The sequence below is a fragment of the Kineococcus rugosus genome (assembly GCF_050871975.1).
GTDB lineage: Bacteria > Actinomycetota > Actinomycetes > Actinomycetales > Kineococcaceae > Kineococcus.
Genome location: NZ_JBJLSJ010000012.1, coordinates 26,415 through 49,527 on the forward strand (window position 1 = coordinate 26,415; position 23,113 = coordinate 49,527).

General features: G+C 75.7%; 21 protein-coding genes. 11 read left to right on the forward strand and 10 right to left on the reverse strand.

Going from position 1 to position 23,113, the window contains the following annotated elements:
• Nucleotides 1-20 precede the first annotated feature (20 nt).
• The gene (locus ACRYM6_RS08635; protein WP_432542449.1) at nucleotides 21-479 is read right to left on the reverse strand and encodes a gamma-glutamylcyclotransferase; all 459 of its coding nucleotides are present in this window, start codon (nucleotides 477-479) and stop codon (nucleotides 21-23) included.
• A 29-nt stretch (nucleotides 480-508) separates the two neighbouring features.
• On the opposite strand from ACRYM6_RS08635, the gene ACRYM6_RS08640 reads away from it, so the two are divergent.
• From ACRYM6_RS08640 to ACRYM6_RS08655, 4 genes are all read left to right on the forward strand, one after another.
• Nucleotides 509-1,960, forward strand: coding sequence for an NAD(P)H-quinone dehydrogenase (locus ACRYM6_RS08640; RefSeq protein WP_432542450.1), 1,452 nt, complete (start codon nucleotides 509-511; stop codon nucleotides 1,958-1,960).
• A gap of 89 nt (nucleotides 1,961-2,049) precedes the next feature.
• Nucleotides 2,050-3,285 carry a sensor histidine kinase gene (locus ACRYM6_RS08645; protein ID WP_432542451.1) on the forward strand — a complete coding sequence of 412 codons (1,236 nt, stop codon included), beginning with the start codon at nucleotides 2,050-2,052 and terminating at the stop codon, nucleotides 3,283-3,285.
• A 16-nt stretch (nucleotides 3,286-3,301) separates the two neighbouring features.
• Nucleotides 3,302-3,955 (forward strand): LuxR C-terminal-related transcriptional regulator, encoded by a 654-nt coding sequence (locus tag ACRYM6_RS08650; RefSeq protein ID WP_432542533.1) that lies wholly within the window; start codon nucleotides 3,302-3,304, stop codon nucleotides 3,953-3,955.
• On the forward strand, nucleotides 3,952-4,545 hold the full coding sequence (locus ACRYM6_RS08655; RefSeq protein ID WP_432542452.1) for a DUF4097 family beta strand repeat-containing protein: 594 nt from the start codon (nucleotides 3,952-3,954) through the stop codon (nucleotides 4,543-4,545). Before ACRYM6_RS08650 ends, ACRYM6_RS08655 begins: the two co-directional genes overlap by 4 nt.
• A 10-nt stretch (nucleotides 4,546-4,555) precedes the next feature.
• Here the strand turns inward: ACRYM6_RS08655 and ACRYM6_RS08660 are convergent, their stop codons facing one another.
• Nucleotides 4,556-6,088: a cell wall-binding repeat-containing protein gene (locus ACRYM6_RS08660; protein WP_432542453.1), complete on the reverse strand. Its 1,533-nt coding sequence runs from the start codon at nucleotides 6,086-6,088 to the stop codon at nucleotides 4,556-4,558.
• A gap of 175 nt (nucleotides 6,089-6,263) precedes the next feature.
• On the opposite strand from ACRYM6_RS08660, the gene ACRYM6_RS08665 reads away from it, so the two are divergent.
• Nucleotides 6,264-7,070: a hypothetical protein gene (locus tag ACRYM6_RS08665; protein WP_432542454.1), complete on the forward strand. Its 807-nt coding sequence runs from the start codon at nucleotides 6,264-6,266 to the stop codon at nucleotides 7,068-7,070.
• Nucleotides 7,071-7,103: 33 nt separating this feature from the next.
• On the opposite strand, the gene ACRYM6_RS08670 is transcribed toward ACRYM6_RS08665, so the two are convergent.
• The 4 genes from ACRYM6_RS08670 to ACRYM6_RS08685 all read right to left on the reverse strand — a co-directional run bounded on the left by ACRYM6_RS08670 (nucleotide 7,104) and on the right by ACRYM6_RS08685 (nucleotide 12,496).
• On the reverse strand, nucleotides 7,104-8,951 hold the full coding sequence (locus ACRYM6_RS08670; RefSeq protein WP_432542534.1) for an acetyl/propionyl/methylcrotonyl-CoA carboxylase subunit alpha: 1,848 nt from the start codon (nucleotides 8,949-8,951) through the stop codon (nucleotides 7,104-7,106).
• A gap of 92 nt (nucleotides 8,952-9,043) precedes the next feature.
• Complete coding sequence (locus ACRYM6_RS08675; RefSeq protein WP_432542455.1) at nucleotides 9,044-9,670, reverse strand: Maf family protein; 627 nt, start codon at nucleotides 9,668-9,670, stop codon at nucleotides 9,044-9,046.
• A 137-nt stretch (nucleotides 9,671-9,807) separates the two neighbouring features.
• Entirely contained in the window at nucleotides 9,808-11,442 is a 1,635-nt protein-coding gene (locus tag ACRYM6_RS08680; protein WP_432542456.1) for a DUF885 domain-containing protein, read from the reverse strand.
• Between the two features lie 16 nt (nucleotides 11,443-11,458).
• The gene (locus ACRYM6_RS08685; protein WP_432542457.1) at nucleotides 11,459-12,496 is read right to left on the reverse strand and encodes an iron-siderophore ABC transporter substrate-binding protein; all 1,038 of its coding nucleotides are present in this window, start codon (nucleotides 12,494-12,496) and stop codon (nucleotides 11,459-11,461) included.
• Nucleotides 12,497-12,585: 89 nt separating this feature from the next.
• On the opposite strand from ACRYM6_RS08685, the gene ACRYM6_RS08690 reads away from it, so the two are divergent.
• On the forward strand, nucleotides 12,586-13,407 hold the full coding sequence (locus ACRYM6_RS08690) for a biotin--[acetyl-CoA-carboxylase] ligase (RefSeq protein WP_432542458.1): 822 nt from the start codon (nucleotides 12,586-12,588) through the stop codon (nucleotides 13,405-13,407).
• Here the strand turns inward: ACRYM6_RS08690 and ACRYM6_RS08695 are convergent.
• Entirely contained in the window at nucleotides 13,348-13,980 is a 633-nt protein-coding gene (locus ACRYM6_RS08695) for a GtrA family protein (RefSeq protein WP_432542459.1), read from the reverse strand. The two genes, ACRYM6_RS08690 and ACRYM6_RS08695, sit on opposite strands and share 60 nt — an antisense overlap.
• A gap of 76 nt (nucleotides 13,981-14,056) precedes the next feature.
• Nucleotides 14,057-14,179: a hypothetical protein gene (locus ACRYM6_RS08700; RefSeq protein ID WP_432542460.1), complete on the reverse strand. Its 123-nt coding sequence runs from the start codon at nucleotides 14,177-14,179 to the stop codon at nucleotides 14,057-14,059.
• Between the two features lie 143 nt (nucleotides 14,180-14,322).
• Between ACRYM6_RS08700 and ACRYM6_RS08705 the strand changes: the two genes are divergently transcribed.
• The 5 genes from ACRYM6_RS08705 (at nucleotide 14,323) to ACRYM6_RS08725 (ending at nucleotide 20,218) form a co-directional block, all read left to right on the forward strand.
• Entirely contained in the window at nucleotides 14,323-15,588 is a 1,266-nt protein-coding gene (locus tag ACRYM6_RS08705; RefSeq protein ID WP_432542461.1) for a 5-(carboxyamino)imidazole ribonucleotide synthase, read from the forward strand.
• The gene (gene purE, locus ACRYM6_RS08710) at nucleotides 15,585-16,103 is read left to right on the forward strand and encodes a 5-(carboxyamino)imidazole ribonucleotide mutase (RefSeq protein WP_432542462.1); all 519 of its coding nucleotides are present in this window, start codon (nucleotides 15,585-15,587) and stop codon (nucleotides 16,101-16,103) included. The genes ACRYM6_RS08705 and purE overlap by 4 nt, the downstream gene beginning before the upstream one ends.
• A 148-nt stretch (nucleotides 16,104-16,251) precedes the next feature.
• Nucleotides 16,252-17,058: a hypothetical protein gene (locus ACRYM6_RS08715; protein WP_432542463.1), complete on the forward strand. Its 807-nt coding sequence runs from the start codon at nucleotides 16,252-16,254 to the stop codon at nucleotides 17,056-17,058.
• 30 nt (nucleotides 17,059-17,088) lie between these two features.
• The gene (locus ACRYM6_RS08720) at nucleotides 17,089-18,363 is read left to right on the forward strand and encodes an alpha/beta fold hydrolase (RefSeq protein WP_432542464.1); all 1,275 of its coding nucleotides are present in this window, start codon (nucleotides 17,089-17,091) and stop codon (nucleotides 18,361-18,363) included.
• Between the two features lie 97 nt (nucleotides 18,364-18,460).
• On the forward strand, nucleotides 18,461-20,218 hold the full coding sequence (locus tag ACRYM6_RS08725; protein ID WP_432542465.1) for a S8 family serine peptidase: 1,758 nt from the start codon (nucleotides 18,461-18,463) through the stop codon (nucleotides 20,216-20,218).
• Between the two features lie 71 nt (nucleotides 20,219-20,289).
• Here the strand turns inward: ACRYM6_RS08725 and ACRYM6_RS08730 are convergent, their stop codons facing one another.
• Nucleotides 20,290-21,519, reverse strand: coding sequence for an LCP family protein (locus tag ACRYM6_RS08730; protein WP_432542466.1), 1,230 nt, complete (start codon nucleotides 21,517-21,519; stop codon nucleotides 20,290-20,292).
• A 92-nt stretch (nucleotides 21,520-21,611) separates the two neighbouring features.
• Nucleotides 21,612-22,940: a UDP-glucose dehydrogenase family protein gene (locus ACRYM6_RS08735; RefSeq protein WP_432542467.1), complete on the reverse strand. Its 1,329-nt coding sequence runs from the start codon at nucleotides 22,938-22,940 to the stop codon at nucleotides 21,612-21,614.
• Nucleotides 22,941-23,113 lie beyond the last annotated feature (173 nt).

A 23,113-nucleotide genomic window follows, 5' to 3' on the forward strand; every position in this document is an offset into this window, starting at 1 on the left:
CGGCCGGGCCGGGAGCCGGGTCAGGCGTCGTTGGAGCGGCACGGCCGCGCGCGCAGGGCCAGCACGTAGTCGTGCGGCGCGCCCCCCGCCTCCGCGGCGTCGGCCAGCCCCCCGAGGTAGCGCGCCGTCGGCAGCCCGCCCTCGTAGTCGTCCAGCACGTACGTCCACGCCACGACGTCACCGTCCAGCGTGCCCACCCGCACCTTGATCTTGCGGAACAGCCCGATGTCCATGCCCTCGCTGGCGTCCAGCCGCACCTCGTCGGCCTCGGTCAGGTCGTACAGCGCCACGTACACCTGCTCACCGGGCGCCTCCACGACCGTCGCCAGCGGGCCCTGCCAGCTGCGGTCCTCCCCGCCGAACGTCAGCCGCCAGCCCTGCAGCCACCCCGTCGAGCGCAGCGGCGAGTGCGGGGCCTTGCGCCCCATCACCTCCGGGTCGAGGTTGGTCGCGTAGGCGGCGTAGGGCGAGGCAGGCACGGACACGAAGCGTAGGGGAGCATGGAGGGGTGAGTGCCACCAGTGCGTCCCCCACCACCCGCGCCACCGCCCGCGCCACCCGGGTCGCCGTCCTCGGCGGCGGCCCCGGTGGGTACGAAGCCGCGCTCGTCGCCGCCCAGCTCGGCGCCGACGTCACCGTCGTCGAGCGCGACGGCCTCGGCGGGGCCACCGTCCTGACCGACGTCGTCCCCTCCAAGACCCTCATCGCCACGGCCGAGCTCATGGCCACCGTCGGCGGCGCCTCCGAGCTCGGCGTCCGCTTCCCCGGCGGCAGCACACCCGACTCCGAGCCGGCCGGCGCCGTCACCGTCGACCTCGCCCGCGTCAACGGCCGCGTCAAGGCGCTCGCCGCCGCGCAATCCGCCGACGTGCGGGCCCGCCTGGAGAAGGAGGGCGTCCGCATCCTCTCCGGCCGCGGGGCCCTCGACGGCCCGCACGCCGTCGTCGTCACCGACGGCGAGGACGCCGGGGCCCGGGTGGAGGCCGACGTCGTGCTCCTCAGCACCGGCTCCAGCCCCCGCACGCTGCCCGACGCCCGGCCCGACGGGGAGCGCATCCTCACCTGGAAGCAGGTCTACGACATCCAGGAGATGCCCGAGCACCTCATCGTCGTCGGCTCGGGGGTGACGGGCGCCGAGTTCGCCAACGCCTACGACGCCCTCGGCGCCCACGTCACCCTCGTCTCCTCCCGCGACCGCGTCCTGCCCGGTGAGGACGCCGACGCCGCCGAGGTCCTCGAAGGGGTGTTCCGCCGCCGCGGCATGGACGTCATGTCGCGCTCGCGGGCGCAGAAGGTCGAGCGGCACGGCGACACCGTCGTGGTGACCCTCGCCGACGGCCGCACCGTCGAGGGGTCGCACTGCATCGTCGCCGTCGGCGCCGTCCCCAACACCGGCGGCATCGGGCTGGAGGAGGCGGGGGTGTGGACCAGCGAGTCCGGCCACATCGACACCGACAAGGTGTCCCGCACCTCCGCGCGCGGCGTCTACGCCGCGGGCGACTGCACCGGGGTGTTCCCGCTGGCCTCAGTCGCGGCCATGCAGGGCCGCATCGCCATGTGGCACGCCCTGGGCGACACCGTCGCGCCGCTGAAGCTGCGGTCGGTGGCCTCCACGGTGTTCACGTCCCCCGAGATCGCGACCGTGGGCTGGACGCAGGCGCAGATCGACTCCGGCGAGGCCCAGGGGGAGATCGTCAAGCTGCCGCTGTCCACCAACGCCCGCGCCAAGATGCTCGGGATCCACGACGGGTTCGTGAAGCTCTTCTGCCGCAGCGGGTCCGGCACCGTCATCGGCGGTGTCGTGGTCGCCCCGCGGGCCAGCGAGCTGATCTTCCCGGTCACGCTGGCCGTCGAGAAGCGGCTCAACGTCGACGACGTCGCGCACGCCTTCACGGTCTACCCCTCGCTGTCCGGCTCGGTCGCCGAGGCCGCCCGGCAGCTGCACGTGCTCGGCGAGTAGGACGGCCGGCGGGGGTGGGGTGAACCCCACCCCCGGTCCGGGGGAGCACCCCGTGTCCACCGGGCGACCGGATCCCTAGGGTCGTGGACGTGAAGATCCACGACCGGCTCGGGCGGTGCTGGTGGGCCCTGTGCCACGGCGTCACCAGCCTGCTCCTGCTCGGCCCCTACCTCGCCACCGCGATCCTCGTCGTCGTCGGCGCCCTGCTCACCCCGCTGGTCGGCGCCGGCTACCCGGTCCTGCTGCTGGGCCGGGTCCTGGCCCGCGCCGCCGCCGCCGTCGAGCGCGCCCGCTACCGCGTCCTGCGGGGCGTGCACCTCGACCCGCCCCCGCCCCGGCGCCTGCCGTGGCTGCGGCTGCCCCTGGACCCCGTGATGTGGCGCACCACCGCCCAGCTCGGGGTCGTCAGCACCGTCGGCGCCACCCTGGGCACCGTCGTCCTCGTCCTCGTCAGCACCGGCGCCGCGGCCGTCGTCGCGCCGTTCCTCGTCGACCGCGTGCACTGGCCCTTCGGCATCCCGGGCACGATCGCGGCGCCCGACGTCGTCGTGGTCGCCGGCGGCGTCCTGTGCGCCGCGGGCGGGTTCCTCCTGGCGCCGGCCCTGACCTCCGTCGAGGTCGCCGCCGGCCGCGCGCTGCTGCAGCCCCCGCACCGGACCGAGGAGGCCCTGCGCCGCCGCGTCGAGACCCTCACCAGCAGCCGCGAGCGCACCCTGGACTCCGTCGAGGCCGAGCGCCGCCGCATCGAGCGGGACCTGCACGACGGCCCGCAGCAGCGCCTGGTCGCCGTCGCCCTCCAGCTCGGCATGGCCCAGCGCGCCCTCGAGCGCGACCCGCGGGCCGACGTCAGCGGCTTCCTCACCGCCGCCCACGGCAACGCCCGCGAGGCCATCACCGACATGCGCTCGGTCGCCCGCGGCATCGTCCCGCCCGTCCTGACCGACCGCGGCCTCGACGCCGCGCTGTCCGGGCTCGCCGCGTCGGCCCCGCTGCCGGTCACCGTGGAGGTGCGGCTGGAGACCCGGCCCCACCCGGCCGCCGAGACCATCGCCTACTACTGCGTCTCCGAGGCGCTCACCAACGTCGCCAAGCACGCCCGCGCCACCTCCGCCCGCGTCCAGGTCTGGCGCGACGGGGCCGAGCTGCGGGCCCGCGTCAGCGACGACGGCGTCGGCGGGGCCCGCCCCACCGGGTCCGGGCTGACCGGCCTGGCCGACCGGCTCGGCGCCGTCGACGGGTGGCTGCAGGTCGACTCGCCCCCCGGCGGGCCCACCGACGTCAGCGTGGGGCTGCCCGGTTTCCCGGAGGCGACCCGTGGCCGCTGAGACCGGCGCGCCGCGCCTGCGGGTGGTGCTGGCGGAGGACTCCGTGCTGCTGCGCGAGGGGCTGACCAGCCTGCTGGCCGCCGAGGACGTCGACGTCGTCGCCGCCGTCGACACCGGCCCCCTGCTGCTCGACGCCGTCGCCCGCCTGGCCCCCGACCTGGCGCTGGTCGACGTGCGGATGCCGCCCACGTTCACCGACGAGGGCATCCGCGCCGCCGTCGTCATCCGCTCCGAGCACCCCGGCACCGCGGTGCTGGTGCTGTCGCAGTACGTGGAGGAGAAGTACGCCGGGGACCTGCTGTCCTCCAGCGCGCGGGGGGTCGGGTACCTGCTGAAGGACCGCGTCTCCGACGTCGGTCAGTTCGTCGACGACCTGCGCCGGGTCGCGGCCGGCGGCACCGCCGTCGACCCCGAGGTCGTGGGGCAGCTGCTGGCCCGCGCCCGCCGCGACGACCCCCTGGCCCGGCTCACCCCCCGTGAGACGGAGGTCCTGCGGCACATGGCCCAGGGCCGGTCCAACAAGGCCATCGCCGCGGAGCTCGTGGTGACGGAGAAAGCGGTGGAGAAGCACGTGTCCAACATCTTCAGCAAGCTCGACCTGCCGGCCGACGGTGACGACCACCGCCGCGTCCTGGCCGTCCTGCGCCACCTCGACGGGGCGTCGCGGTGAGCGCCGCGAAGGCGGCCGTCGGCGCCCTGACCGCCCTGCTCCTGGCCGGCGGCACCGTCTCGACGCTGGGGCAGCTCACCTCCGAGGAGGTCCGCGAGCAGGTCCGCGCCGACCTGCCGGCGCAGGACGTCCTCGTCGTGGAGACCGCCACCGGCGACCTGACCGTGCGGACGTCCGCGGACGTGGTGGGCGCTGAGGCCGTGGGGACGGTCGTGCGCGGCTGGCAGCGCCCCGCCTGGGGGTTCGAGCGGGAGGACGGCCGCCTGGTGTTCGCCAGCTCCTGCGGCGGGGTGGGCTGGCCGTCCCCGTGCCACGGCGACTGGACGATCACCGTGCCCACCGGCACCCGGGTCGAGGTCCGCTCCGAGGCCGGTGACCTCACGTTCGAGGGCCGGTTCGCGGCGGTGACGGCCTCCACCACCGCCGGGGACGTCGAGGTGACCGTCCCCGACGACGGCACCGCCTACCGCGTCACCGGCCGCTCGCTGCTCGGCGACCGGGTCGTCGGCGTGCCCACCGGGGACGCCGCCGCCGACCCGCGCCTGGACCTGAGCACCACCGGCGGCGACGTCACCGTCGCCACCTCCTGACCGGCGGGGCTCACAGGCCCAGGAGGGCGTCCACCTCGTCCCGCACGGCGGTGGGGACGGCGCCCTCGCCGCCCAGGACGTACACCGCCTGGATCCGGCCCTTCCCCGCGGCCAGGTAGGCGCGGGCCTGCGGGGACAGCTCCGACCCCACCAGCAGCACCGGCGCCCCGCGCCGCCCCGCGGTGGGGGCACCGGCGAGGGCGTCGGGGAAGTTCCTCCCCGTCGCCAGCACCACGGTCGAGGCGGCCGGGAAGAGGGTGGCCGCCAGCTGGGCGGACGTCGCGTAGCGGTCCTGCCCGGCGATGCGGTCCACCGCGAACCCGGCGCCCCGCAGCTGCGTCACGACGGCGTCGCCGACCGCGGCGGCCGACCCGGCGACGTGGACGCGCACGTCGCCCAGCTCCTCCAGGAACGCCAGGACGCGCGGGTCGAGGGCGTCGGTGGGGGTCAGCAGGACCGGGGCCTGGGCCCCGGCGGCGAAGGCCGCCCCGGACAGGGCGTCGGGGAAGTTGGCGCTGTTGGTGAGCAGCACCTCGTCGATCCGCACCCCGGCGTCGAGCAGGAACCGGCTCAGCAGCAGCGCGGTCTCGACGCGGTCCTGCCCGGCGATGCGGACCACCTCGTACCCGGCCGCGGTCAGCTCGGCGGCGACGGACGGGGCGATGGCGGTGTCCCCGCCCAGGACGTAGACGGTCCCGCTCTCCCCGAGGGTGCGGGTGATCTCGGCGCGGACGCTGTCGGGCAGCTCCGCGGTGGAGGTCAGCAGCACCGGCGCGTCCTGCAGCACCGCGGCCGGGGCGGCGGCGAGGGCGTCGGCGAACCCGTCGGAGCGGGCCAGCAGCACCGTGTCGGCCTCGCCGTCGGTGGGGAAGTCCTCGCGCGCCAGCCGGTTGGCCGTCTCGAAGCGGTCGGTGCCGGACAGCCGGGCGCTGCCGGCGCCGACGGTGACCTCCACGGGGACGGTGACGGGGTCGCCCCCGGCGGGGGTCGCGGTGACGGTGACCGTGTACGTGCCGGCCTTCCCGTAGGCGTGCTTGCCGAACGCCTTCACCTGGCGGGAGCCGCCGACCACCCGCATCGGGGTGGGGGCGGTGCCGTCGCCGTAGTCCACGACGACCTCCAGGCCGGTGGCGGGGCGCCCGGTGGCGGGACGCTGCGCGGGGCGCTCGGTGGGGCGGGCCAGCGGGGTGACCGGGGACGCGGTGGGGGAGGCGGTGGGCGAGGCGGTGGGGGACGCGGTGGGCGAGGCGGTGGGCGAGGCGGTGGGCGAGGCGGTGGGCGAGGCGGTGGGGCCGTCCTCCTCCGTGTCGTCGTCGGAGTCGTCCGCGTCGTCGCCGGGTCCCGCGGCGGCCGAGGCGTCGTACTCCGCGGCCACCGTGACCACCCCGCTGGGGGTGGCGATCGCGGGGCGGACCTCCACCTCCAGCACCTCACCGGACCCGGACTGACCGGCCTGTGCGGGGGCGCCCACCGCCGCGAACGACAGCGCCAGCACCAGTGCCGCCCCCAGCCGGGTCCCCACGCGGTCCACGTTCCTGCTCACGACGTCTCCTCCAGGTTCCACGTGCTCGTCGGTGCGCCGCTGCTCCACACCTGTCCTGGGCATCGGCACCGGGCCGGTGATCGCCGATGGACCACCGGGGGGAGAGCCGATCGGCGGCAGCCGTCACCGCGCGTCCGGTTCGACTCACGGCGCGTGCAGTGCCAAGGTGCCTGGGGTGATCTCCTCGCGCGCCCTCGCCCTGCCCGCCGCGTCGCTGCTGGCGCTGTCGGCCGTCCTCACCGCCTGCGGCAGCCAGGACGGCACCACCGGCGCCGAGGAGACGTCCAGCGCGGCGAGCAGCCCGGTGGGCGCGACCTCCTCGGCCGGCCCGTCCACCGCGGCCGACGGGGTCCCCGACGGCGTCGGCGCCGGGGCCGGCAACGGCTGCGCCCCGAACTCGGCCACCGCCCCCGCCGGGGCGGGCACCGCCACCACCGGCGACGTCGACCTCGACGGCGAGGCCGACACCGTCTGGCTGAGCGGCGGCCCCGAACGCACCCTGGGCATCACCACCGCCACCGGGGCCACGTTCTCCACGACCTTCACCGGCGCCGCCCCGCAGGCCGCCACCGCGATCGGCCAGAAGCTGCAGCCGGCCGGCCCGGCGGTCGTCCTGCTGAACACCGGCCGCTCCGTCGCGCTGTACGCCGTCGTCGACTGCGCGCTGACGCCCACGCTGAACGCGCAGGGCGAGCAGTACGTCTTCGACCTCGGGTTCACCGGCTACGGCACCGGCGTCGGGTGCGTGGCCGGCGGCGACGAGGAGGACCTGTCGCTGGCCGGGCTGAACGCCGTGGACGCCGGCGACGGCACCTACCGCGTCACCCGGACGGCCGTGCAGCTCGACGACTCCGGCCGCCGCGCCACCAACGGGGAGACCACCGTGGTCGCCGAGGGCCTGGCCGCCGACGACCCGCGCGTGGAGGGCGCCCGCACCGTCGGGTGCGGGAACCAGACGAGCGGTGCCGTCGAACCGCAGTGACCCCGGGCCGGGCCCGCCACCGGGCCCGGCCGCTCAGGCGTCGACGATCTCGCAGAGCACCGCGCCCGTGGTGGTCGTGTCGCCCGGCTTCGCGGTGAGGCCGGAGATCGTGCCCGCGCGGTGCGCCAGCAGCGGCTGCTCCATCTTCATGGCCTCCAGCACCGCCACGAGGTCGCCCACGGCCACCGTGTCGCCGTCGGCGACGTCGATCTTGACGATCGTGCCCTGCATCGGCGTCACCAGCGCGTTCGGGTTCTTCGCCGACCCGCCCCCGGACTTGCCCTTCCGGTTCCCGCGGTGCGTCGCCGACCGGTAGGCGCGGGCCACCGCCGCCCCCGTGGCGACCCCGGCGCGGGAGATCTCGTGCCCGGCGCGGGAGAGCTGCGCGTTGAGCTGCTCGACCGGGATGGACACCTCCAGGCGCTTCCCGGCGACCTCCACGACGATCGTCTCCCGGTGCGCCGCACCGTCCCCGGCCGCCTCCAGGGCCCCGGACCCGCCCATCTTCGAGGCGTCGAACTCGGGCGACTCGATCCACCGGGTGTGCACCGTGAACCCCTCGGCGTCCTTCGCGGCGAACGCGGGGTCCGCGACGACCGCGCGGTGGAACGGGATCACGGTCGGGACGCCCTCGACGACGAACTCGCCCAGGGCCCGGGCCGCCCGGGCCAGCGCCTGCTCGCGGGTGGCCCCGGTGACGATCAGCTTGGCCAGCAGCGAGTCGAAGTCCTGGGAGATCTCCACCCCGCCGTTGACGGCCGCCGCCCGCGGGTCGATCCCCGTGTCGACGCGCACGCCCGGGCCGGACGGCAGCGAGAACCGGGTGAGCTTGCCGGGCCGGGGCAGGAAGTTCGCGCTGGGGTCCTCGCCGTTGATGCGGAACTCGATGGAGTGGCCGCGGGTGGCGACCTCGGAGTAGCCCAGGTGCTCACCGCGGGCGATGCGGAACTGCTCCACGACGAGGTCGATCCCGCTGATCTCCTCGGTGACGGGGTGCTCCACCTGCAGCCGGGTGTTCACCTCCAGGAACGCCAGCGTCCCGTCGGCGGCGACGAGGAACTCCACCGTCCCGGCCCCGACGTACCCGGCCTCCTTCACGATGGCCAGCGAGGCGCGGCGCAGCTCGGCGTCCTGCTCGGGCGTCAGGAACGGCGCCGGCGCCTCCTCGACGAGCTTCTGGTGCCGGCGCTGCAGCGAGCAGTCGCGCGTGGAGACCACGACGGCGCCGCCGTGGGCGTCGGCCAGCACCTGCGTCTCCACGTGCCGGGGCCGGTCGAGGTAGCGCTCCACGAAGCACTCCCCGCGCCCGAACGCGGCCTCGGCCTCGCGGACCGCGGAGGCGAACAGCTCCGGGACGTCCTCGCGGGTGCGGGCGACCTTCAGCCCGCGCCCGCCCCCGCCGAACGCGGCCTTGATGGCGATGGGCAGGCCGTGCTCGTCGGCGAAGGCCAGCACCTCCTCCGGGCCCGCGACCGGGTCCGGGGTCCCCGCCACCAGCGGGGCGCCCGCGCGGGCGGCCAGGTGGCGGGCCGAGACCTTGTCGCCGAGGGCCTCGATGGCCGCCGGCGGCGGGCCGATCCACGTCAGCCCCGCGTCCATGACGGCCTGCGCGAACGCGGCGTTCTCCGAGAGGAACCCGTACCCCGGGTGGACGGCGTCGGCGCCGGCCCGCAGCGCCACCTCGACGATCTTCGCGCCGTCCAGGTAGGACTCCTTGGCGGTCTTGCCGCCCAGGGCGTACGCCTCGTCGGCGCTGCGCACGTGCAGCGCGTCCCGGTCGCCCTCGGAGTACACCGCGACGGAGGTGAGCCCCGCGTCCCGGGCGGCGCGCACCACGCGCACCGCGATCTCGCCGCGGTTGGCCACGAGGACCTTCGTCACCGGACCCGTGACAGCGGTCGGATCGGGGGAGGTCATGCGGCATCTCCGGGAGTTCGGGGGGCGGGGGCGATGGCTGAGACTACCCGCGCCGTCTAGCCCCGCGTCGCCCACAGGTCGGTCCAGGCGACGCCCGCCTCGCGGACGAGGTCGCGCAGCAGCGGCAGCGACACCCCCACGACGGCGTGGTGGTCGCCCTCGACGCCCTTGACGAACGCGCCGCCCAGCCCGTCGATCGTGAACGCGCCCGCCACCTTCAGCGGCTCGCCCGTGGCGACGTAGGCGTCGATCTCGGCGTCGGTGACGTCGGCGAAGTGGACGGTCACGCTCGCGACGCCGCCGATGGTGGCCCCCGAGGAGTCCTCGCGGTCGTCGATGAGCCAGTGGCCGGTGTGCAGGACACCCGAACGGCCCCGCATCGCCTTCCACCGCGCCGTCGCCTCGGCCGCGTCGGCCGGCTTGCCCAGGACCTCCCCGTCGAAGGCGAGCACCGAGTCGCACCCCAGGATCAGCGCGTCCTCGGGGCGCTCGTCGTCGCCCGCGACGTCCTCGGCCTTGGCCTTGGCCAGCACGAGGCAGACGTCCTCGGCGTCGGTGACGCCGTAGCGCTCCACGACGGCCGGTTCGTCGACGGAGGAGACCAGCACCGCCGGGTCCAGGCCCGCGGCGCGCAGGGTCGCGAGGCGGGCGGGGGAGGCGGAGGCCAGGAGCAGCGTCGTCACGCCGTCATCGTTCCACGGCCCGCGCGGCTCCCCGGCCCGTCAGCGGCGCCGGGCCGGGGCAGCCGGGCCGGGGCAGCCGGGTCGGGGCAGCCGGGTCAGGGCAGCCGGGTCAGGGCAGCCGGGTCGGGGCAGCCGGGTCAGGGCAGCAGGGCCGAGCGCAGCACGTCCAGCCCCACCGACCCCACGTCCAGCGCGCGGCGGTGGAAGGCCCTCAGGTCGAACGCCGCGCCCTCGGCGGCCGCGACGTCGTCGCGCAGCGCCGTCCACAGCCGCTCGCCGACCTTGTAGCTCGGCGCCTGCCCCGGCCAGCCCAGGTACCGGTCCAGCTCGAACCGCAGGACGTCGGGGTGGTTGCCCGAGACCGACCGCAGGTACGCCCACGCCGTCTCGTACGTCCACGCCCCGCCGCCGACCTCGGCCGGGGCCGGAAGCCCGCAGTGGAAGCCGATGTCCAGCACGACCCGGCCGGCCCGCAGCAGCTGCGCGTCGAGCATCCCGAGCACCTCGCCGGGGGACTCCAGGAAACCCAGGTCCTGCATGAGCCGCTCGGCGTACAGCGCCCAGCCCTCCCCGTGACCGGAGATCCAGCAGCCCTGCCGGCGCCACCGGTTCAGCACCTCGCCGCGCACGGCGGTCTGGCCGATCTGCAGGTGGTGCCCCGGGACGCCCTCGTGGTGCACGGTCGTCGCCTCGCGCCACGTCGAGAACGTCGTCTGCCCGGCCGGGACGGCCCACCACATCCGGCCCGGGCGGGAGAAGTCCTCGCTCGGGCCCGTGTAGTAGATGCCGCCGCTGGTGGTCGGCGCGATCCGGCACTCCAGCCGCCGGATCTGGGCGGGGATGTCGAAGTGCCTGCCCTGCAGCGCGTCCACCGTCCGGTCGGAGCGGTCCTGCATCCAGGCGCGGAAGTTCGCCGCGCCCTGCACGACGAGGTCGGGGTCGGCGTCGAGGGCGGCGGCCGCGGCCGCGACGTCCCCGGAGCCGGTGACCCGCCGGGCGACGTCGGCCATCTCGGCGCGCACCCGCGCGACCTCCTCCAGCCCCCACGCGTACGTCTCGTCGAGGTCGACGTCGGCGCCCACGAAGTACCGCGACCACAGCCCGTACCGGTCGCGACCCGCGGCGTCGGCCGCCGGGGCCTGCGGCAGCAGCTCGGTCCGCAGGAACCCCGCGAGCTCCGCGTACGCCCGCGCGGCCAGGTCCCCCGCCGGCCCGAGGCCGTGCTGCGCGGCGAAGTCGGGGAAGAACCCTGTCGCGTACCCGGCCGCCTCCACCGCGCACGCCTCGACCTGCCGGGCCGCGGCGACCCGGCCGCCGGCCGCCGCCGCGCGCAGCGACTCCACGTAGCCGGTGACGGCGGCGGGGACGGCGGCCAGGCGCTCGCCGACGAGGGCGCGCTCGGCGTCGGTGCCGGTGGGCAGCAGGTCGAAGACCATCCGCAGGTCCTGCACGGGGGAGGCGATGACGTTGAGGTCGCCCAGCAGCTCCCCGGCCTCGTGCAGCGCGACCTCCAGGCCGAGCCGGTCCGCCAGGGCCGCGGCCGTGACCCGGTCCACGTCGTCCTCGACGGGCGTGCGGGCCAGGTCGCGCAGGGTGGCGCGGGCGGCGTCGGCCACCTCCTCCAGCCCGGCGGGGGACCGGTCGCCCAGCCCGGGGGCCGGGTCGGGCACCCCCAGGCTGAGCGCGAAGGACGGCTGCAGGCGCAGCACGGACTCGAGGTGTCGTTCGGCGACCGCGTCGATCGCGGTGGGCCGCCGCTGCTGCTCGCTCACACCCCGACCCTAGTGATCACGACGTCGTCGCGGGGGCCTTCTGCGCGGCGGCGTCCAGCAGCGGGACCAGCCGGTCCAGCGCCCAGGGCAGGCTGAGCAGGGTGGCGGAGGTGGCGGTGACGAGCTGCTCGTCGTCGATCCAGGCGACGGCGTCGGAGGCGACGGCCGGCATGGTGGCGTAGACGGGGTCGGCGCGCAGCTGGTCGCGGGTGATCGTCCCGTAGCCGACGATCAGGTCGCTGTCGACGTCGCGGACGCGCTCCTTGGCGAGCTCGGTGTAGAAGGCGTCCTGGGCGTCGGCGAGCGCGGTGATGCCGGGGGCGTCGACGAGGCCGAGCTCGTGCAGGGTGTCGACCCGGGAGTCGCCGGGCAGGTAGACCGACAGGTTCTCGGGGGTGGCGTAGACGTAGCTGAACGTTCTGCCCTTGAGCGACGGGGTGGCGGCGGCCCGGGTGGCGAGGTCGTCCTCGGCGTCGGCCACGAGCTTCTCCGCCTCGGCGGACTTGCCCAGCGCCTTGCCGACGAGGGTGGTCTGGTCCTGCCAGCTCGTCAGCCACGGCTGGTCGGGGTAGCCGACGGTCGGGGCGATCTGCTCCAGCGTCGCGTAGTCGTCGGCGGTGATGCCGGAGTAGACGGCCAGGATCAGGTCGGGGGCCAGCGCGGTGATCTGCTCGAAGGGGACCTCGCCCGACGTCGGGTTCGGCAGGAAGGTCGTGGTGCCGGCGTCGAAGTGCCCCTCCCACCAGGGCAGGGTGCCGTCGGGGTTGCCGCCGTAGGTGATCTCCGGGACGCCGACGGGCTGCCCGCCCAGCGCCCACACGACGTCCTGGGAGCCCCAGCCCAGGCACACGACCCGCTGCGGCTCGGCCTCGATCGTGGTGGTGCCGAGCGCGTGCTCGATCGTCACGGGGAAGCCGGCCGCGCCGCCGCCGGTGGTCGCCGCGGGGGTGCTCGCGGCGTCGCCGGAGCCGTCGTCGGAGCCGCAGGCGCCCAGCAGGGGCAGACCGGCCAGCAGGGGGACGGTGGACAGCACGGTGCGGCGCGTCGTGGGCACGGGGAGGACTCCTGTCTTCACGGGTCAGGGGAGGCTCACCTCACCACAGGTTGCCCGGCTGGGCGAAATCCGCGGGGCACAATCGACCCGTGGAACCCCCCGAGCGGCCCGGCCCGTCGTCCTGGACGGACCTCGACCGCCCGCCGCTGCGGGCGGCCGCCCTGCGCGCCGCGCTCGTCGGGCCGGGCGGGTGGAGCCGCCTCGACGTCGTCGCCACCACCGGGTCCACCAACGCCGACCTCCTCGCCGACGAGTCCGCCCCCGACGGGGCCGTCCTCGTCGCCGACCACCAGGGCGCCGGGAAGGGCCGGCTCGGCCGGACGTGGACGGCGCCGCCGCGGTCCTCGCTGGCGGTCTCGGTGCTGCTGCGCCCCGCGCCGCCGGTGGACCGCTGGTCGCTGCTGCCCCTGGTCACCGGCCTCGCCGTCGTCGAGACCCTCGACGCGCTCGGCGTGCGGGCGGGCCTGAAGTGGCCCAACGACGTCCTGGTCACCGGCCCGGACCGCCCCGGGAAGGTCTGCGGGATCCTGTGCGAGGTCCGTCCCGGCCGCGTCGTCGTCGGCGCCGGGATCAACGTCTCGCTGCGCACCGGCGAGCTGCCCGTCGAGACCGCCACCTCGATCGCGCTGGCCGGGGCCCGCGCCCGCGACCGCGACACCGTGCTGCGCCGCTACCTGCGCGCGCTGCGGGGACGGCTGGACGCCTGGGCCGCGGGGGAGCCGGTGCTGGCGGACTACCGCGCCGCCAGCCTCACCCTCGGGCAGCGGGTGCGGGCCCAGCTGCCGGACGGCACCGCGCTGGAGGGCGTGGCCGTCGACGTGGAGGACGACGGCCGGCTGGTCGTGCAGCCCTCAGGCGGGGCCCGGACGAGCCTGGCTGCGGCGGACGTCGTCCACCTGCGGCCCGCCTGAGGTCCCGCCCGGGGTCCCGCCCGGGGTCCCGTCGGCGGTCCCGTCGGCGGGGGGTGCGGAGGGCGCGGGGTGGGCCTGCCAGCCCTCCTCGCGCAGCTCCTCGACGAACACGAAGCGGCGGTAGGCCCACCAGCGGAACAGCGTGCCCAGCGCGACCCCGACGACCTTGGCCGAGACGTTCGAGGCGACCGGCCCGCGCAGGTCGAGCACGTAGTACGTGAACCCCAGGCACACCAGGGAGATGAGCAGGCCGACGCCGTTCATCACGAAGAACAGGAACAGCTCGCGCGGGGCGGAGGCGCGCCGCCGGTGCCGGAACGTCCAGTAGCGGTTGCCCAGCCACGCCACGACGATGCTCACGACGACCGAGATCACGTTCGCCGTCAGGGGCTTGTGGTGCAGCACCCCGACCCCGTCGGGACCGGCGAAGCGCAGCAGGTTGAACAGGCCGAAGTCGGTGACGAACGCGACCGCGCCGACGATCCCGAACTTCGCCGCCTCCCGGGCCAGCACCTCGTAGGTGTCCCGCAGCCTGCGCACGAGACCCGTGCCGTCCCGGTCGTCCCTGCTCACTCGCGTCCCCTCGGTGGTGGCCAACTCGTCCTGCGGCCACGCAGTCTGACGGGTCAGCCTGGGAACCGGCTCCAGATCACCGGTCCGCGCCCGCGCGTGTCTCCTCGCGCGGCCGGCGGGGGGCGAGGTGGTCCTCCATCTTCACCGCCGCGACGAGACCGGCGACGACGAGCGCCACGCAGGCGATCACGGTGAACAACGTCTTCCCCCTCCGTGGGCCGCACCACCGGGCCGCGGCGCGTGCGACCAGCGTGTCCCACCCGGGCGCGGGCGGCACCCCGGGACGTCCCGGGGTCCGTCGGCAGGCCGGGGGGCCCGCGCCACCCACTACCCTTGACGAACGTGACCGCCCCCACGACCACCCCGTCGGCCACCCCGGCGGCCGAGCCGTCGCGCCCCGACCCGGCCCCCTACGCCCGTCCCGGCGGCTTCCCCGTCGTGGGCGTCGTCGGCGGGGGGCAGCTGGCCCGGATGATGCAGCCGGCGGCGCTCGCCCTCGGGCTGCGGCTGCGGGTCCTGGCCGAGGGCCCGGACGTCGCCGCCGCCCAGGTCATCACCCCGGCCCCGGTCGGCGCCGCGGACGACCTCGCCGCGCTCGTCGCGTTCGCCTCCGACTGCGACGCCGTGACGTTCGACCACGAGCACGTCCCCGGTGAGGGGCTGCGGGCGATGGCCGAGGTGACCTCGGTGCAGCCGGGCGCCGACGCCCTGGTGCACGCCCAGGACAAGGTCGTCATGCGCGAGAAGCTCACCGAGCTCGGGGTCCCGTGCCCGGCGTGGGCCCGCGTCGCCGACCGGGCCGCGGTCGAGGCGTTCGCCGCCTCGGCGGGCTGGCCGGTGGTGCTGAAGACCCCGCGCGGCGGGTACGACGGCAAGGGCGTCCTCGTCCTCGACGGCCCGCAGGACGCCGCCGGGTGGGCCACGGCCGAGGCGTGGCTGGCCGACTGGGCCGGGCGCGGCGGGCTGCTGGCCGAGGAGCACGTGCCGTTCACCCGCGAGCTCGCCGCGCTCGTCGCGCGCAGCCCGTCGGGGCAGGCCGCGGCCTGGCCCGTGGTGGAGACCGTGCAGCGCGGCGGCGTGTGCCACGAGGTGACCGCCCCGGCCCCCGGCCTGGCCCCGGAGCTGGCGGCCCGGCTGACGGACGTCGCGCTGCGGATCGCCGGCGGCCTCGGCGTCACCGGCGTCCTGGCGGTCGAGGTGTTCGAGGTCGAGCGCGAAGGCGTCCGGGACGTCGTCGTCAACGAGCTCGCGATGCGCCCGCACAACTCCGGGCACTGGAGCATCGACGGGTCGGTGACCAGCCAGTTCGAGAACCACCTGCGGGCCGTCCTGGACCTGCCGCTGGGCGAGACCGCCCCCCGCGCGCCGTGGACGGTCATGGTCAACGTGCTGGGGCCCGAGCGCATCGAGGAGCGGCACGAGGACCTGTACCGCTCCTACCTGCACGTCATGGCGCACGACCCGGGCGTCAAGGTGCACCTGTACGGCAAGGAGCAGCGGCCCGGCCGCAAGCTCGGGCACGTCACCGTCTACGGCGACGACCTGGAATCCGTCCGCGCGCGTGCCCGGCACGCGGCGGCCTTCATCGCGGGGGAGATCGACGAGTGAGCGTTCGCGTGGGCCTGGTCATGGGGTCGGACTCCGACTGGCCGGTGATGGAGGAGGCCGCCAAGGCGCTGGAGGAGTTCGGCGTCGGCTACGAGGCCGACGTCGTCTCGGCGCACCGCATGCCGCAGGACATGGTCGCCTGGGGCACGGCGGCCGCCGGCCGCGGGCTGCAGGTCGTGATCGCCGGGGCCGGCGGGGCCGCGCACCTGCCGGGGATGCTCGCCAGCCTCACGCCGCTGCCGGTCATCGGCGTCCCCGTGCCGCTGCGCCACCTCGACGGCATGGACTCGCTGCTGTCGATCGTGCAGATGCCCGCGGGCGTGCCCGTCGCGACCGTCTCCATCGGCGGGGCCCGCAACGCCGGGCTGCTCGCGGTGCGGATCCTCGCCGCCGCCGACCCCGGGCTGCGGGAGCGGATGGTGGAGTTCCAGGACGGGCTGCGGCAGACCGCGCACGACAAGGGCGAGAAGCTGCGGGCGCGCACGCGCCGCGGCGGGGTGGGTTTCGGGGCCTGAGCCCGGGGCGGCCGCGCCGCCCGCTGCGCTGATCCGGTGGTCGTGGCCGCCACCGCTCCAGCGCCCGCCCGGCCCGGCCGATGCGTCCGGGGTGAGACGTGCGCCCCGGCCCCACCGGCAGACCGCGCGTCCGTCGGTGGAGCTGCAGGTGAGCCGGCGCGACGCCGCCCCCGACGCGACCCTCGACGACGTCCTCGACGTCGTGGGGTGCCGCGGCGACCGCGAGGACGAGCGCCGCGGGGTGAGCTGGGTGCTGCGGGAGGACCCCCCGGCGGGGCAGACCCTCACGGTCGCCACGCGGCGGCTGCTGGAGCGGGTCGTCCCGCTGCGCGGGCCGCTGGCGGTGCTGCGCGGGCGCGGGTTCACGGTGCGGGTGCTCATCCAGCAGGCCCCCGGCGACGGGCACGTCGTGCCGGCGGGGCTGTTCGCGGAGGCGGCCGCGTGGGGCGGGGCGGTCGACGTCGACCAGTTCACCGTCGTCGACTGCGCCGACACCGACCCCGCCCGGGCGGGGATCTTCCTGGAGGCCGACGCCGTCGCCGCGCACGCCGCGACGGGCACGGACCTGCTCGTCGGGGGGTACGGGACGCCCGAGCCGGCCGCCGACCCCGGCTGGGTCCTGCCCTGGCGGGGCCGGGTGGTGGACGAGCTCGGCGCCGAGGAGGGGTACCTGCAGCTCGGGCTGGACGACGGCAGCGTGCTGGAGTGCACCGGGGACCTGGTTCCCGAGGAGCTGGGGCTGCCCCGCCCGCGGCGGGCGGGCCCGGCCCGCCGACTGCGCGTCGTCGACTCCGCGGTCGTGTGGCCCGGCTGGCTGCGGGTGGTCGGGGAGGGGCTGCGCGTGGAGGGCACCGTCACGGAGGTCGCGGCGACCGGACCGGGTTTCACCTTCGCGGGTGGGGTGATGTCCTTCCACGACGTGCCGGCACCGGACCGGCCGACCGCCGTCCGCTGAGGCGCGCCGCCGCCGGGTAGCGTCGCGCCGGTGACCTCCAGCGCGACCCTGAGCACCGAGTCCCACCGCGTCGACGGCCACGACGTGCACGAGCACGTCCTGGTCGCGCCCCTGGACCACCGCGGTGCGGCGCCGGGGACGGTCGAGGTCTTCGCGCGCGAGTACGTCCGCGACGGCCGGCGCGACGCGCCGCGGCTGGTGTACTTCCAGGGCGGGCCGGGGCACCCCGCGACCCGGCCCGACGTCGTCGGCGGCTGGCTGGACCGGGCGCTGGAGGAGTTCCGGGTGGTGCTGCTGGACCAGCGCGGCACGGGCCGCTCGACGCCGCTGGACCGGCGGTCGCTGACGGGGACCCCGGCCGAGCAGGCCCGGTACCTCACGCACTTCCGCGCCGACTCGATCGTGGCCGACGCCGAGCTCCTGCGCGCCGCGCTCGGCGGGGACACCTGGGCGGCGCTGGGGCAGAGCTACGGGGGTTTCTGCCTCACGACGTACCTGTCGCAGGCGCCGCACGGGTTGCGGGAGGTGTTCATCACCGCCGGCCTGCCGGGTCTGACCACGACCGCCGACGACGTGTACCGCGCGACCTACGCGCAGACCGCCGTGCGGGGCGCGGAGTTCGCCGCCCGGTACCCGCGCGACGTGGCGGTGGCGCAGCGGGTCGCCGAGCACCTGGAGGGCACCGAGGAGTTCCTGCCGACGGGGGAGCGGCTGTCGGCCCGCCGGTTCGCCACGATCGGGATCGCGCTGGGGCAGGCGTCGGGTTTCGACGCGCTGCACTTCGCGCTGGAGGACCCGTTCACCCCCGGCGGCCGGTTGCGCGAGCGGTTCCTGGTGGAGGTGGGGCAGCGGGTCTCGTTCGCGGCCCACCCGCTGTACGCGCTGCTGCACGAGAGCATCTACGCCCAGGGGGCGGCGACGAACTGGTCGGCGCACCGGGTCCGCGAGGAGTTCGCCGGGTTCGCCACCGGTGCGCCGGGGTTCGCGTTCACCGGGGAGCACGTCTACCCGTGGCAGTTCGAGGAGGACCCGGCGCTGGTGCCGCTGCGGGAGGCGGCCCACCTGCTGGCCGCCGACGACACCCTGCCGCCGCTGTACGACGCGGCGGTCCTGGCGCGGAACACCGTCCCGGTCGCGGCGGCCGTCTACGTCGACGACATGTTCGTGCCGTACGCGTTCTCCCGCGCGACCGCGGCGGCGGTCCGGGGCGCGCGGACGTTCGTGACGAACGAGTACCAGCACGACGGGCTGCGGCTGGACGGCCGGCGGTTGCTCGACGTGCTGGTCGACCTGGCCCGCCGCTGAGGGCGGATACCGCGCAGACTGCCCGAGGTCAAGGGTTGCCTGTGTGCACTCTGTGCAGCACAGTGTGCCCGATCGAACCACCGAGCAGGGAGGCCCTGTGCGCAAGATCGTCTTGTCGGCCGCGATGAGCTCCGCGCTCCTCGCGACGACGCTGGCCGTGACGCAGTCCGCGTCCGCCCAGACCAGTTCCGACCTGAACACCACCACCGCCACGGGAGCCACCACCACGGGTGCGACCCGGTACGTCGTCCTGTACGAACCGGGCGTCGACGACGCGCAGGCGCGCACCGCCATCACCGCCGCCGGCGGCACCGTCGTGTCGAGCAACGCGGCGGTCGGCTACGCCGTCGTCGAGAGCACCGACGCCGGTTTCGCCGACCGCGCGGACGGCGCCGCCGCCCTCGTCGGGGCCGCCGCCGACCGCAGCATCGGCCGCGCCCCGGCCGACGTGGTCGTGAGCGCCGACGACGTCGAGCGGCTGTCCGAGGCCGAGCGCGCCACCCTCCAGGGCCGGCCGACGCTGAAGTCGCTGGCGGCGCGCAAGCCCGCCGAGGAACCGCTGGCCCCGCTGCAGTGGGACATGCGGGCCATCGGCGCCACCGCCGAGGGGTCCTACGCCGAGCAGCGCGGCAGCAAGAAGGTGACGGTCGGGATCATCGACACCGGTGTCGACGGGAACCACCCCGACATCGCGCCGAACTTCGACGCCGAGGGCAGCCGGAACTTCGTCACCGACCTGCCGGACATCGACGGCGAGTGCGAGGTCGAGGGCTGCGTCGACCCGGTCGACGTCGACGACGACGGCCACGGCACCCACGTCGCCAGCACCATCGGGTCCCCGATCAACGGCCTCGGCATCGCCGGCGTCGCGCCGAAGGTGAACCTCGTGAACCTGCGCGCCGGTCAGGACTCCGGGTACTTCTTCCTCCAGCCCACCCTGGACGCGCTGACGTTCGCCGCCGACTCCGGCGTCGACGTCGTGAACATGAGCTTCTACGTCGACCCGTGGCTGTACAACTGCCAGGCCAACCCGGCTGACTCGCCCGCCGAGCAGCAGCAGCAGCGCATCATCGTCGCGGCCGTGCAGCGGGCCGTCGACTACGCCCGCGGCAAGGGCGTCCTGCCGGTCTCGGCCAGCGGCAACGAGGCCACCGACCTCGGCGCCCCCGGGGTGGACTCCTCCAGCCCCGACTACCCGGTCGACGCCGAGGGCAACCCGGTCGACGCCCGCGACCGCACGATCGACAACGCCACCTGCCTGAACGTGCCCGCCGAGACCGACGGCGTCGTGACGGTGAACTCCACCGGTCCCTCGGGCCGCAAGGCGTACTACTCGAACTACGGCACCGAGCAGTCGGACGTGTCGGCGCCCGGCGGCGACGCGTACGACACCCCGAACCAGCGGATCTCGCCCGCGGGCATGATCCTCGCCGCGTACCCCGAGTCGGTCGGCCGCGCGGCCGGGACGATCGGGGAGGACGGTGAACCCACCACCGCCACGGTGCTGAAGGTCACCACCCGCGACGGCCGGGCCGCGTACTACCAGTACCTGCAGGGCACCTCGATGGCCGCCCCACACGCGGCCGGGGTCGCCGCGCTCATCGTCAGCGAGTACGGGAAGCGCGACCCCGCCCACCCGGGGACGCTGACGCTGGACCCGGACGTCACCGAGTCGTACCTGCTCGGATCGGCCACCGACACCCCGTGCCCGGTCCCGGCGGAGTTCACCTACCGCCGGGTGTCGGCGACGGCCGGTGAGCTGATCTCCACGGCCACCTGCGCCGGCAGCGGCGACGACAACGGGTTCTACGGCGAGGGCGTCGTGAACGCGCTCACCGCGGTCACGCAGTACTGATCGGGACCCACGCACCGGGAACCCCCGCGGTCGAGGACGCACCCGTCCCGGCCGCGGGGGTTCTCGCGTGCTCAGGCGGTGAGGGAGCGCAGCGCCTCGGTGTCGTCGGACTTGAGGTCCTCGAACATCGCCAGCGCCTTGTCGGTGTCCCACTTCACGGCCAGGCCGTGGCCGGTGCGGTAGTTCGGGTCCGAGACCGGCACGGTCATGGAGATCCCGCCGGAGCCGGTCGCGGCGCGCATGCCGCGCAGGAACGCCACCAGTTCCGGCAGCGAGGAGTCGTCGTCGACGGTGATGGCGCCGCCGCCGGCCGAGGCCAGCGGGTAGGCGCGGAACGGGTTCAGCAGCGTCGCCGGGCTCGCGGCCTTCGCCGTGATCGCGCCGAGCAGTTCCCGCTGGCGCTGCGCGCGGCCGAAGTCGCCCTGGACGTCGCTGTACCGGTAGCGGGCGTACCCCAGGGCCGTCTTCCCGTCCATCGTCTGGCAGCCGGCCTGGATGTCCAGCCCGGCCCGCACGTCGTCGACCGCGGCGGCCGGGCACATCTCGACCCCGCCGAGGGCGTCGACGATCCGCGCGAACCCCCCGAACCCGGTCTCGACGTAGTGGTCGACGCGCAGGCCGGAGACCTCCTCGACGGTCTGCGTGAGCAGGGGCGCCCCGCCGATCGCGAACGCCGCGTTGATCTTGTTCCGGTCGTGGCCGGGGATGGGGACGTAGGAGTCGCGGGGGATGCTGACCAGCGCCGCGGGGCCGCCACCGGCGGGCACGTGCAGCAGCATGATCGTGTCGGTGCGCCGCCCGGCGATGTCGTCGCCGCCGGCGGAGTACTCGGCGATCTCCTCGGCGCTGAGGCCGTCGCGGGAGTCCGAGCCGACGATGAGGTAGGTCGTGCCGGGCGTGACGGCCGGGCGCGAGCCCGTGGAGGCCGCCGCGACGCGGTCCACCGCCGACCAGGCGCGCCAGCCGAGGGTGACCGGGTAGGCCACCGCGAGGACCGCCACCAGGGCCGCCGCGACCAGGACACGCCGGCGGCGCACCCGCGCGCGGCCGGGCGAGCGGACCGGGCGGGACCCGGAGCGCGGAGCCGGGGCGGGGGAGGGCGGCCGCGGCGACGAGCGGGGCGGGGCCGGGGCGGGGCGGCTCAGCTCGGCCAGCCGCTGCTCGCGGCCCGGGGTCTGCGCCGCGGGCCGCACGGGCCGGGCGGGACGGCGGTGCGGGCGGCCGTAGGTCGTGGAGTGCCAGCGCTGAGCGTCCCCGGGGCCGCGGTCGGGGTCGTCCTGCTCGGGCGGTTCAGCGGGCATGGCCCCACCGTACGGCCGCCGGGACGCCCCACCCGGGAGCGTGCGCACGAGTCTCACCCTCCCCTCACACGCGGGGAGGGTGAGGCGGTGCCTCAGGAGCGGGGGCGGCCCAGGGCGCGGTAGGTCCAGCCCGCGGCGCGCCAGCGCCCGGGGTCCAGGGCGTTGCGCCCGTCCAGGATCCGCTTCTCCTTCACCAGCGCCGAGATGGTGGCCGGTTCCAGGTCGCGGTACTCCTTCCACTCCGTCAGCAGCAGCACCACGTCGGCGCCGGTGACGGCCTCCTCGACGGTGTCGGCGTAGGAGATGTCCGGCACGGCCTTGCGGGCGTTGTCCAGCGCCGCGGGGTCGGTCAGCACCACGTCACCGCCCTGCAGGCGGATCTGGGCGGCCACGTTCAGGGCCGGGGAGTCGCGGATGTCGTCCGACAGCGGCTTGAACGCCGCACCCAGCACGGCCACCCGCTTGCCGATGAGGGACCCGTCGCAGACCTCCCGGGCCAGGTCGACCATGCGGATGCGGCGGCGCATGTTGATCGAGTCGACCTCGCGCAGGAACGTCAGCGTCTGGTCGGCGCCCAGCTCCCCGGCGCGGGCCATGAACGCGCGGATGTCCTTGGGCAGGCAGCCGCCGCCGAAGCCGAGACCGGCGTTGAGGAACTTGCGCCCGATGCGGTCGTCGTGGCCGATGGCGTCGGCGAGCTGGGTGACGTCGGCGTTGACCTTCTCGCACAGCTCGGCCATCGCGTTGATGAAGGAGATCTTGGTGGCCAGGAAGGAGTTGGCGGCGACCTTGACCAGCTCGGCGGTCTGGTAGTCGGTGACGATCAGCGGGGTGCCGCGCCCCAGCGGGGTGGCGTACACCTCGTCCAGCAGCGCCTTGGCGGCCTTGCCCGCCGCGGTGGTCTGCCCGCCGGGCACGCCGTAGACCAGCCGGTCGGGGGTCAAGGTGTCCTCCACCGCGTGGCCCTCGCGCAAGAACTCGGGGTTCCAGGCCAGCGCCGCGGCGGGCTGGGAGTCGGCGACCTTGACGGCCAGGCGGGCCGCGGTGCCGACCGGGACGGTGGACTTGCCCACGACCAGCTCCCCGGCGCCGACGTGGGGCAGCAGGGAGTCCACCGCGGCGTCGACGTAGGTCATGTCCGCGGCGAACTCCCCGCGCTTCTGCGGGGTGCCCACGCACACGAAGTGCACCGCCGAGCCGGCGGCCTCGGCCATGTCGGTGGTGAACCGCAGCCGGCCGGTGGCCATGGTGCGTTCGAGCAGCTCGGGCAGGCCCGGCTCGAAGAACGGCGCTCTGGCGGCCTGCAGGGCCGCGACCTTCTCCGGGTCGACGTCGATCCCGATGACCTCGTGCCCCAGCTCGGCCATGCACGCAGCATGGACGGCGCCGAGGTACCCACACCCGATGACAGTCATCCGCATGGAGCGCAGAGTAGCCACACGTACGCGCTGTGAACACATCTGCGTCCGATCGCGCGGGTGTGAGAAGGGCCGCAACGGGGTACTGCTGCGGGTGCGGCGACCGGGATCGGGAAAAGTCGTGACACTCTGTGCCTCAAGATTCGGCCGTTCGGGGTCGAGACCAGGAGCCACGG